The following is an 11,729-nucleotide window of genomic DNA, read 5'->3' as shown; positions in this document are numbered from 1 at the left end:
CCATGCTAGAGAAGACAATCCGCACCGCTCTGCAGCAGCGGCTGATCGTTGTCGTCCTGGCCGTCATCGCCCTCGTGATGGGCGCGGACGCCATGCGCAAGCTGTCGGTCGATGCCTTTCCCGATGTGACCAACGTACAGGTACAGATCGCCACCGACGCCACCGGCCGCTCGCCGGAGGAAGTCGAACGTTTCGTGACGGTCCCGATCGAGATCGCCATGACCGGCCTGCCCGGACTGGAAGAGATGCGCTCGCTGAACAAGCCGGGCCTGTCGCTGATCACGCTGGTCTTTACCGACGCCACCGACGTCTATTTCGCCCGACAACTCGTGATGGAACGCCTGATCGAGATCGGTTCGCGCATGCCGTCCGGCGTCACGCCGGTGCTGGGTCCGGTCTCGACCGGCCTCGGCGAGGTCTACCAGTACACGCTCGACAAACCCGACGACGGCGACCGCGAACTGACGCAGAAGGAACTGACGGAGCGCCGCATCGTGCAGGACTGGGTCGTACGTCCGCTGCTGCGTTCCATCCCGCAGGTCGCCGAGATCAATTCGCAAGGCGGCTACGTCAAGCAGTACCAGGTACTCGTCAACCCGGATCGCATGAACCACTACGGCATCAAGCTGAACCAGGTGTACGAAGGACTCGCGCGCAACAATGCCAACTCGGGCGGCGGCATCCTGCCGCACTACGCGGAGCAGTACCTGATCCGCGGCGTCGGCCTGATCGAGAACCTAGAAGACATCGGCAACATCGTGCTGGCCGAATCGAACGGCACGCCGATCTACGTGCGCGACGTTGCCACCGTCGGCATGGGGCACGAAGTCCGCTACGGCGCACTGGTGAAGAACGGGGTGACCGAATCGGTGGGCGGCATCGTCATGATGATGCGCGGCGGCAATGCGAAAGAGGTGGTGTCGCGCATCAAGGAGCGCGTCGCCGAGATCAACAGCCAGGGCATGCTGCCCGACGGGCTGCAGATCGTGTCCTACTACGATCGCAGCGAACTGGTCGACGCCGCCCTGTGGACGGTGGCCAAGGTGCTGCTCGAAGGCGTGGCACTGGTGGTGGTGATCCTCTTCATCTTCCTCGGCGACGTGCGTTCCTCGCTGATCGTGGTGGCGACGCTGGTGCTGACGCCGCTGCTGACCTTCTTCTTCATGAACCAGCTCGGCATCTCGGCCAATCTGATGTCGCTCGGCGGGCTCGCGGTCGCGATCGGGCTCATGGTCGACGGCTCGGTGGTGGTGGTCGAGAACGCCTTCGAACACCTGGGGCGTCCCAACAAGTACGGCAAGCGCAAGATACAGATCATCCTCAACGCCGTCCTCGAAGTGGCGACGCCCGTGGTGTTCGGCATCGGCATCATCATTCTCGTCTTCCTGCCGCTGATGACGCTGCAGGGCATGGAAGGCAAGATGTTCGCGCCGCTGGCCTACACCATCGCGATCGCGCTGGCGATCTCGCTGATCCTGTCGCTGACCCTGTCGCCGGTACTGTCGTCCTATCTGCTCAAGGGTGGCGCCGAGCACGACACGCGCGTCATCGCGTTCATGAAGCGGCACTATCTGCGCATGCTGGACTGGGTGCTGAAGAACGCGAAGAAGACGCTGGTGCTCGCCGTCGGCGCGTTCGCGCTCTCGGTCGCGCTGCTGCCGCTGCTGGGTACCGCCTTCATTCCGGAAATGAAGGAAGGCTCCATCGTTCCCGGCATCAACCGCGTGCCCAACATCTCGCTCGAGGAATCGATCGCGCTCGAGAAACAGGCCATGGGCCTGGTCATGCAAGTGCCGGGCGTGAAATCGGCGATCTCCGGCGTGGGTCGCGGCGAGAGTCCGGCCGATCCGCAGGCGCAGAACGAGTCGACGCCCATCGTCAGCCTGAAACCGAAGGACGAATGGCCGGAGGGATGGACTCAGGACACCATCGCCGCCGAGATCCAGAAGCGGCTGGCGGTCATACCGAGCGCCCAGGTCGTGATGGCGCAGCCGATCTCGGACCGCGTCGACGAGATGGTGACCGGCGTGCGTTCCGACGTCGCCGTCAAGGTCTTCGGCGAGGATCTCGATCGCCTGCTGCAGAAAGCACAGGAAGTCGCGCGTGTGGCCGAGAAGATCCAGGGCGCGCGCGACATCCGCGTCGAGCGCGTGGCGGGTCAGCAGTACCTGTCGATCAACATCGACCGCCAGGCCATCGCGCGCTACGGCCTGAACGTATCCGACATACACGACGTGATCGAGGTCGCCATCGCCGGCAAGACCGCCACCGAAATCTTCGAGGGCGAACGCCGTTTCTCGGCCGCAGTGCGACTGCCCGACGATTTCCGCGGCGACGTACAGGCGATCCGGCAGATCCTGCTGACCACGCCGCACGGCGTGCGCGTCCCGCTCGACAGCCTGGCGCAGATCGAGGTACGCGACGGTCCGGCACAGGTGAGCCGCGAGGGCGGCAAGCGCCGCGTGGTGGTCGCCATCAACGTCGAGAACCGCGATCTTGGCGGTTTCGTGGCCGAACTGCAGCAAGCGGTCCAGGGCAAGGTACAGCTGCCGTCCGGCTATTACTTCGAATGGGGCGGCCAGTTCCAGAACATGGAGCGCGCGCTCGGCCATCTGGCGATCATCGTGCCGGCCACCGTGGCTGCGATTTTCTTCCTGCTGTTCCTGCTGTTCAATTCGGTGCGCTACGCGACGCTGATCATCACCGTGCTGCCGTTCGCCTCCATCGGCGGCATCGTCGGGCTGTTCGTGACCGGCGAATACCTGTCGGTGCCGGCCTCGGTCGGCTTCATCGCGCTGTGGGGCATCGCCGTGCTCAACGGCGTGGTGATGGTGTCCTACATCAGGAAGCTGCGCACGGAAGGACTGGAACTGGCGGAAGCGGTCGTCAAGGGTGCCACCATGCGCTTCCGTCCCGTCATGATGACCGCCACCGTTGCCATGCTCGGGCTGGTGCCCTTCCTGTTCGCGACGGGACCGGGATCGGAAGTGCAAAAGCCGCTGGCGGTGGTCGTGATCGGCGGACTCATCACCTGTACCGCGCTGACGCTGCTGGTGCTGCCGGTGCTGTACCGCTGGTTCGACGACAACCCGGGCGAAGCCTGACCCGCTCGCAAACTAGGCCCGCGTCATCCACGGCGACGGCGCGGGCATCACAGGAAAGGAATGCATCATGAAGGAAATCAAGGCCATCATCCGTCCGGTGCGGCTGGACGACGTCAGCGAGGCGCTGCGCAATACGCCGGGCTTTCCCGGCATGACGATCACGCAGGTGGAAGGCTGTAGCGCGCCGTCACGGCATCAGCCGCGCGGGCACAAGGAAGAACTGCTCGATTTCTCGCCCAAGGTCCGCATCGAGATCGTGGTCGAGGACCAGTACGCCGCCCGCCTCTACGAGACCATCCGGCAGATCAGCGCCATCGGGCAGATCGGCGACGGCATCGTCTGGATGACGTCCGTCGAGCAGTTTCACTACATGTGGGAACCGTCTGCGCCCTGAAGGCAGCCGCATTGCGCGGCATGGCGCAGGCCGTCGACCACAGGCCGGCCATGCCGCATGAGGATCAGACGCCGACTTCGGCCTGCTGGAATTCGGCCCAGTTGACCGACGCAGCCTTCTTCGCACCGCCATCGGTCATGGTTTCGAAGCAGCGCGCCTTGGTGGACTGGATCGCATCAATCAGGAAATCCGGATCGTAGGCGTTCAGCAGGTGCGACTGATGCGTCTTCATGTAGGCCTTGATCCACTCGCGCTCGCACGGCAGGCTCTGCAGGGCGTGGAAAGTCTCGTCGTCCCAGTGCCAGCTCAGGCCGAGCTCGTAGAAGGCGGCATTGTAGGCGGCCAGATGGCAGGTGACTTCCGGGCCGATCGGGCATTGCTCAAGTACGGTATTGCTCATGGACTTCTCCTCGTATGCTGCAGGTGCTGCATCTCTGGCAATCGCGGCTTCGCATGTTTGCCAACCTTACTTGCATCCTAAACGCCATGAACGATTACGTATAGTTAAAGTATTTAATCAATATCATTATTCATAACTTATGAATTGGAAGCCGAGATTATGGCGCTTCTTGACAGCCGTCATGGGCGCGCCGAGTAAAACCCGGTAGCCTTGCGCATCTCCTGCCTGCCCCTGCGGCCTTCCCTGCGCATCCTTCATGAAGATCATCGTTCTCGGCTCCGGCATCATCGGCACCGCCTCGGCCTGGTTTCTGCATCAGGCCGGCCACGACGTCACGGTGATCGACCGCCAGCCCGGACCGGCGCAGGAAACCAGCTTTGCCAACGGCTGCCAGATCTCGGTCTCGCATGCGACGCCCTGGGCCAACAAGACTGCGCCGCTGACACTGCTGCGCTCGCTGGGCAAGGAAGATGCCCCGCTGCTCTATCGCTTCCGGCCCGAGTGGTTCCAGTGGAAATGGGGCATGCGCTTCCTGCGCGAATGCACGCCTGCGCGCACCGCCTACAACATCCGTCAGATCGTGGCGATCGCCGAATACAGCCGCCGCACGCTGCAGCAGGTCCGCGCCGAGACCGGCATCGAATACGACTGCCTGACGCGCGGCATCCTGCACTTCTATACCGACCGGAAGGAATTCGACAATTCGCTGGCATCGGCCGCCATCATGCGCGAGCTCGGCTGTCCGCGCGATCCGCTGACCATCGACGAAGCGGTGCGCCTCGAGCCGGCGCTGGCCGCCATCCGCTCGCAACTGGTCGGAGCCGATTTCACGCCAAGCGACGAATCGGGCGACATCCATGGTTTCACGACGGGGCTGGCGCAACGTGCCGCGCAAGGCGGCGTGCGCTTTCTCTTCAACCACAGCGCGACGCGCCTGCTCACGGAAGGCGCAGGCGCGTCGGCCAAGGTCATGGGTGTGGAAGTGATCGATGCGCAGGGCCGGCATCGCACGCTTCGGGCAGATGCCTTCGTGATGGCATGCGGAAGTTTTTCGGTCGATCTGCTGCGGCCGTTGGGGATCGACCTGCCGATCTATCCGGGCAAGGGCTATTCGGCGACCTATGCCATCGCGGATAGTGCTGCCGCACCCACGGTGTCGCTGATCGACGATGAGTACAAGCTGGTGGTATCGCGCCTGGGCAACCGACTGCGCGTGGCCGGCACCTGCGAGTTCAACGGCTATTCGCGCGAACTGAACCCGGCGCGCTGCGAGGCGATCACGCAACGCGCACGCACGCTGTTTCCGGCTGCCTGCGACTATGACAATCCGGTCTACTGGGCAGGGCTGCGTCCGCTGACGCCGTCCAACATCCCCTACATCGGCAGCACGCGCTATGCCAACCTGTACCTGAACACCGGCCACGGTTCGCTGGGATGGACCATGGGATGCGGTTCGGGCCGCGCGATTGCCGACATCATCTGCGGCCGGCTGCCGGAAGTGGATTTCCGCTTCACCGGCATGTAGCGAGCGATCAACGCACGTAACGTCCGTCCTTGCCGATCAGGGTCAGTTCGACGAAATCGCTGCCGCTGTGGTCGCGTTCGCCATAGCTGATCATGACGCCGCCAATATCGACGCGCTGCATGCCTTCCATCGCCCGGATCAATCCTTCACGCGTCAGGTTGCGGCCGGAGCGACGCAATCCTTCGACCAGTACCTTGGCCGAGATGAAACCCTCCATCGCCGCATACGATACCGTCATGCCGGACGTCTTCGCCACGCTCTGGAATTCCTTGCCAAGGCCGGTTACCGACGAGGTCGGCGGCGGCGTGATCTGCGAAACCATGACGCCGGCTGCATCCTTGCCGAGACTCTGGATGAAATCCTGGGAGGCATTGTTCGACAAGGTCATGATCTGCATGCGGCCGCCCCCTGCGCGGATCGCCTTGATCACGTTCACCGTATTGACGCCGGAGCTGACGATGATCAGTGCAGTGGGATTGGCCGCGATCAGTTTCTTCGCCACCGCATCGACATCCGGTTTTACGCGCGGGAATATCTCGATGACGGCTGGCGTCAGCTTGAACTGCGTCATGCCCTTGTTGAAGCCGTTCACGCCATCGATGCCGAGCGCATCGTCCTGCTCGTAGGTCAGCAAGCCGATGCTCTTCATCCCGAGCGTGTTGAAATGCTCGATGGCCTTGATGACTTCGTCCTGGTACTTGGCACGCACATTGAAAACCAGCCGGTTGAGCGGCACGTGCAGGCTTTCGGCACCCGTGCTCGGCGCGATCAGCGGCACCTTGCGCACGCCGATCTCGGGCAGGATCGCCAGCGTCTGCGGCGTGCCGCGGCTCTGGAACAGCGCGAACACCTTTTCCGATTCGATCAACGTACGCGCGTTGGCGGCCGCCTTCTCGGGCACATCCTGATCGTCGAGCGTACGCAGTTCGATGCGGCGGCCATGAATGCCACCCTGCTTGTTCACATGCGCGAAATAGGCTTGCGCGCCCTCGTTCATTTCCTTGACCGTGCCGGCCAGCGGCCCGGTCACGCCAATGGTCTGGCCGATCAAGATCGCGCCATCAGAGACGCCGTCTTCCGCGCCTGCCACCTGGAATGTCGCCGCCAGGCACAGACAGGCCAGCATCCTCGCCCATATCGCTCTTTTCATCTCTTCTCTCCTCCCGGGACATGCCGCCTGCGCCTTCCACATTCGTCTTGATGCGAATTGTTAAACCAGGAATGAGACTGCAGGACAGGATTATGAAGATTGCCTCAATGCAAGCTCGTTAGGCAAGCAGTTCATCCATGAACCAGGGACAATCTGCAACGACAACAGCGCTTTGTTTGCAGCCACACAACAAAAAACCCCTCCGAAGAGGGGTTTTTTCATGGCGGGGAGACAGATTACGAAATCACACGTTCAGCGCGCAGTTCCGCAATCAGTTCGGCCGAGTAACCGAGCTGGGTCAGCACTTCTTCATTATGCTCACCGAGCAACGGCGAGCGCGTCACTTCGGTCGGGCTGTCCGACAGCTTGATCGGGTTGCCGACGGTCAGGTACTTGCCGCGCACCGGGTGATCGACTTCCACGATGGTGCCGGTATCGCGCAGCGCCTGCTCTTCGGCGATTTCCTTCATCGACAGGATCGGGCCGCAAGGGATGTCGAACTTGTTGAGGATGTCCATCGCCTCGAACTTGGTCTTGGTCTTGGTCCATTCCTCGACCGTCGCGAAGATGTTCTTCAGGTGCGGCAGACGGGTAGCCGGCGTTGCGTATTCCGGATCGGTCAGCCATTCTTCCTTGCCGATCACCTTGCAGATCTGCTCCCAGACCGGCGCCTGCGCGATGAAGTAGATATAGGCGTTCGGATCGGTTTCCCAGCCCTTGCACTTCAGCACGGAGCCCGGCTGGCCACCGCCCGATGCATTGCCGGCACGCGGCACGGCTTCGCCAAACGGGGTATCCGGATATTGCGGATATTCCTTCATCACGCCGGTGCGTTCCAGGCGCTGCTGGTCGCGCAGCTTGACGCGGCACAGGTTCAGCACGGCGTCCTGCATGGAAGCCAGCACTTTCTGGCCACGGCCGGTGGTCTGACGCTGAATCAGTGCAGCCATGATGCCCAGTGCGAGGTGCATGCCGGTACCAGTGTCGCCGATCTGCGCGCCGGTCACCAGTGGTGGGCCGTCGTCGAAACCGGTGGTGGATGCAGCACCGCCTGCGCATTGCGCAACGTTTTCATAGACCTTGCAGTTTTCGTACGGACCGGGACCGAAACCCTTGACCGATGCCATGATCATCTTCGGGTTCAGTTCCTGGATGCGCTCCCAGCTGAAGCCCATGCGGTCCAGCGCGCCAGGTGCGAAGTTCTCGACCAGAACGTCACACTCCTTGATCAGCTTCTCAAGGACAGCCTTGCCCTTCGGGTTCTTGGTGTCCAGCGTGATCGAACGCTTGTTACCGTTCAGCATCGTGAAGTACAGGCTGTCGGCATCGGGGATGTCGCGCAGTTGGCTGCGCGTGACGTCGCCTTCACCTGCGCGCTCAACCTTGATCACGTCTGCGCCAAACCAGGCCAGCAACTGCGTGCATGCAGGGCCGGACTGTACGTGCGTGAAATCAAGAATGCGATAACCGCTCAATGCCTTACTCATCACTACTCCTTTGTCTGTACAAAAAAGCGCGAGCGAACATGAGTCCACTCACGCTGCGTTCAACTCAATCAAATCCGGTAAATTTGCGTCGCACTTCGGCGAACCATGGTGCGAGATATTATCACTACCGGCGCGGCTGGACATTCATCGCGCCTGTAGGAGGAGTGCCGCCGCAGCAATGCCGGAAGGCCATAGCTTGCAACTCGCCCCATCGTATTCGGGTGGCCGTATCATAGCGACGCCCGCCCCGTAACGGCATTGATCGCGGTCAATTTTCCACACGACGCAAAAATACCCTGCATTTTCCGCATGCAGCGTATTGCACTGCTTCCTCCTTCACCAATAAAAAAGCGCCCCGAAGGGCGCTTTTTTTTTACAACGACCGCGAATTAAACAGCCTTGTTGGCGTGGAATTCGGCGATCTGCTCTTTGGTGTAACCCAGTTGAGCCAGCACTTCATCCGTGTGTTCGCCGAGCAGCGGCGAAGCGGTGATTTCAGGCTTCAGATCGGAGAACTTGATCGGCGAACCGACGGTCAGGTACTTCTCGCCACGATCCTTGTGCTCGACTTCGACGATCGAACCGCTCTTGCGCAGCGATTCGTCTGCAGCGATTTCTTTCATCGACAGGACCGGAGCGCAAGGGATATCGAACTTGCGGAAGATATCAACTGCTTCGAACTTGGTCTTGTCCTTGATGAAGTCTTCGATGAAGGCAAAGATGTCAAAGATCTTGTCTTGACGAGCGATCGGGGTGTTGTAAGCCGGATCGTCGATCCACTCTTCCTTGCCCAGTGCTTTACAGATCGGAGCCCATGCGTGGCCTTGAACCGTGAAGTAGATGTAAGCGTTAGGATCGGTTTCCCAACCTTTACATTTCAGAACCCAGCCTGGCTGACCGCCACCGCCGGCGTTACCGCCACGCGGGACGACGTCGGTAAACTTGCCGTGCGGGTACTGCGGATACTCTTCCAGGTAACCGATCTTGTCCAGACGCTGTTGGTCGCGCAGCTTGACGCGGCACAGGTTGAGAACGGCGTCTTGCATCGAAACGGCAACTTTCTGACCCTTGCCGGTTTTCTGACGACCCATCAGGGCGGTCAGGATACCGATGGCGAGGTGCATACCGGTGTTCGAGTCACCCAGTGCAGCAGCCGAAACGGTCGGCGGACCATCCCAGAAACCGGTGGTTGAAGCAGCACCGCCTGCGCATTGCGCGACGTTTTCATAGACTTTCAGGTCTTCGTAGTGGTGACCTTCGGAGAAGCCCTTGACCGACGCCAGGATCATGCCTGGGTTCAGTTCCTGAATGCGTGCCCACGAGAAGCCCATGCGATCCAGTGCGCCAGGACCGAAGTTCTCGACCATGACGTCGGATTCCTTGATCAGCTTTTCCAGGACTTCCTTGCCTTGCGGGGTCTTGGTATCGAGCGTCAGCGAACGCTTGTTGCTGTTCAGCATCGTGAAGTACAGCGCGTCCTTGCCAGGAATGTCGCGCAGTTGCGAACGCGTTACGTCACCCGAACCTGGGCGCTCCACCTTGATAACATCCGCACCGAACCATGCCAGCATCTGCGTACATGCAGGACCTGCTTGCACGTGCGTGAAGTCGATGATCTTGATCCCTTCCAATGGCTTGCTCATATTGATAGCTTCCTTGTCAATTGTTTAACTTACTTCCTGAAACGGCATTCGTACTGCAATGCTTTTCAGAAATGGGAAATCCCAAGAGGCCTACGTGGAACCTTGCCGGCGCGTGCCGACTGGATTCTCTTATCCGGAGCAGTTCTGGTCTCTTTTCAGAATTTCAAGAGCCAGGCCGTCCCATTCGTTTGCCCCAAACCGCAATCAGGGAAAACAACGCGTCCGGTTTCCCGGACGCGCCAATCTTGTAACCATAAAACAATAGTCACCGCTTGTACATGGCTTGCGCCATGTACGGATGATTATTTCTTGCCGATCGTCGAAACGATGTTCAGGTTGCCGATACGGCCCGATTCGACACCAGCGGCCGGATCGATGATCGCGTCGATGATGGTCGTTTTGCCCGACTTGATCGAGTCTTCCAGTGCCTTGGCCAGCTCTTCCGGCGTGTTGACGCGAACGCCTTCGCCGCCCAGAGCGATACTGAGTTGGTCATAGCGGGTGTTCGGGTTGAACAGCATGCACGAGAACTGGTGTTCCGGGCTGGCTTCGTCACCGCGGTAGATACCGCCGTTGTTCATGACGATGACGGTCACAGGCAGGTTGTAACGGGTCAGGGTTTCGTATTCCATTGCGCTGAAGCCGAATGCCGAATCACCGCAGATCGCGACGACAGGCTTGCCGGTTTCAACAGCAGCGGCTGCAGCCGAACCCATACCGATGCCCATGACGCCCCAGGTGCCGGTATCCACACGCTTGCGCGGCAGGTACTGGTCGATGACCATACGTGCATTGTCGAGGGCGTTGGCGCCTTCGTTGACCAGGGTGATGTCCGGGTAGTTTTTCAGAACGTCACGGATTGCGCCCAGCGAGTTGTGGTAGTTCATGACCGGGGTGGCGGTCGACAGCTTGGTAGCCAGCTTGGCGCGGCTGCCGGCAGCGCGTTCTGCCACGGCGTTCATCCACTCGGTCGGCTTGTTCATGCCTTTCAGTGCGTCGCGCAGTGCGTTGACGCAGGACTGGACGTCGCCGACCAGCGGTGCGTGGATCTGCACGTTGCTGTCGATTTCGTTGGCCTGGATGTCGATTTGAACGAATTTCTTCGGATTGCCCCAGGTCTTGCCCTTGCCGTGCGACAGCAGCCAGTTCAGGCGTGCGCCGATCAGGACGACCACGTCGGATTCTTGCAGAACCATCGAACGGGCAGCAGCGCCGCATTGCGGGTGCGTATCCGAAACCAGGCCTTTTGCCATCGACATCGGGGTGAACGGAATGCCGGTTTCTTCGACCAGTGCCTTGATGTCGGCGTCGCACTGTGCGTAGGCAGCGCCCTTGCCCAGCAGGATCAGCGGCTTCTTGGCGTTCTTGATCAGTTCGGCGGCACGTTGCACGGCCGACGGTGCAGGGATCTGCGCAGGAGCCGGATCAACCGGGACCCACAGCGATTTCTTGCCTTCTTCGGCACTCATGACGGTGCTGAACAGACGTGCAGGGATGTCCAGATAGACACCGCCCGGACGGCCCGACAGCGCGGTGCGCACGGCGCGGACCACGGCAACGCCGATGTCTTCAGGACGGTTGATACGGAACGAAGCCTTGCAGTGCGGACGAGCGATGTTCAGCTGGTCCATTTCTTCGTAGTCGCCTTGTTGCAGGTCGACGATTTCACGCTCGGACGAACCCGAGATCAGGATCATCGGGAAGCAGTTGGTGGTGGCGTTGGCCAGTGCGGTCAGACCGTTCAGGAAGCCAGGTGCGGAAACCGTCACGCACACGCCAGGTTTTTTGGTCAGATAACCGGCCACCGATGCCGCGTAGCCAGCATTCTGCTCGTTACGGAAGCTGTAGAACTTGTTACCGCGCGCTTGCCACATACGGCCGATTTCGGTCACTGGGATACCGAGCAGACCGTAGATGTTGGTGATGCCGTTCATTTCCAGTGCATCCATCAGGAGATGGAAGCCGTCGGTCAGCTCTACGCCTTCGGGTACTACTGCAGTCGCGTTAGTCATGATGAAATGTCTCT

8 protein-coding genes are annotated in these 11,729 nt (G+C 60.7%); 3 read left to right on the top strand and 5 right to left on the bottom strand.

The features are described 5' to 3' along the window. Positions 1-2: 2 nt before the first annotated feature. Together IEV38_RS13290 and IEV38_RS13285 are read left to right on the top strand one after the other, a co-directional pair. The gene (locus IEV38_RS13290; protein WP_188396839.1) at positions 3-3,104 is read left to right on the top strand and encodes an efflux RND transporter permease subunit; all 3,102 of its coding nucleotides are present in this window, start codon (positions 3-5) and stop codon (positions 3,102-3,104) included. A gap of 67 nt (positions 3,105-3,171) precedes the next feature. Continuing rightward, a complete protein-coding gene (locus IEV38_RS13285) occupies positions 3,172-3,498 on the top strand; it encodes a P-II family nitrogen regulator (protein ID WP_188396838.1) in 327 nt (108 codons plus the stop codon). Positions 3,499-3,562: 64 nt separating this feature from the next. Here IEV38_RS13285 and IEV38_RS13280 read toward each other — a convergent pair whose 3' ends face one another. Continuing rightward, positions 3,563-3,898, bottom strand: a complete 336-nt coding sequence (locus IEV38_RS13280) for an HAD family hydrolase (RefSeq protein WP_188396836.1) — start codon at positions 3,896-3,898, stop codon at positions 3,563-3,565. A gap of 256 nt (positions 3,899-4,154) precedes the next feature. Between IEV38_RS13280 and IEV38_RS13275 the strand changes: the two genes are divergently transcribed. Next, positions 4,155-5,423 (top strand): D-amino acid dehydrogenase, encoded by a 1,269-nt coding sequence (locus tag IEV38_RS13275; protein WP_188396834.1) that lies wholly within the window; start codon positions 4,155-4,157, stop codon positions 5,421-5,423. Between the two features lie 7 nt (positions 5,424-5,430). Here the strand turns inward: IEV38_RS13275 and IEV38_RS13270 are convergent, their stop codons facing one another. The 4 genes from IEV38_RS13270 to oxc form a co-directional block, all read right to left on the bottom strand. Next, positions 5,431-6,573 (bottom strand): ABC transporter substrate-binding protein, encoded by a 1,143-nt coding sequence (locus tag IEV38_RS13270; RefSeq protein ID WP_188396832.1) that lies wholly within the window; start codon positions 6,571-6,573, stop codon positions 5,431-5,433. Between the two features lie 236 nt (positions 6,574-6,809). Further along, entirely contained in the window at positions 6,810-8,060 is a 1,251-nt protein-coding gene (gene frc / locus IEV38_RS13265) for a formyl-CoA transferase (RefSeq protein ID WP_188396830.1), read from the bottom strand. 389 nt (positions 8,061-8,449) lie between these two features. Further along, the gene (frc, locus tag IEV38_RS13260; protein WP_188396828.1) at positions 8,450-9,703 is read right to left on the bottom strand and encodes a formyl-CoA transferase; all 1,254 of its coding nucleotides are present in this window, start codon (positions 9,701-9,703) and stop codon (positions 8,450-8,452) included. 302 nt (positions 9,704-10,005) lie between these two features. Beyond that, complete coding sequence (oxc, locus tag IEV38_RS13255) at positions 10,006-11,715, bottom strand: oxalyl-CoA decarboxylase (protein ID WP_188396826.1); 1,710 nt, start codon at positions 11,713-11,715, stop codon at positions 10,006-10,008. Positions 11,716-11,729 lie beyond the last annotated feature (14 nt).

The organism is Oxalicibacterium flavum (assembly GCF_014635065.1).
Classification (GTDB): Bacteria; Pseudomonadota; Gammaproteobacteria; order Burkholderiales; family Burkholderiaceae_D; genus Oxalicibacterium; species Oxalicibacterium flavum.
Note: the sequence above shows the minus strand (reverse complement) of the source record. Positions and strands in the feature narration are given on the sequence as shown.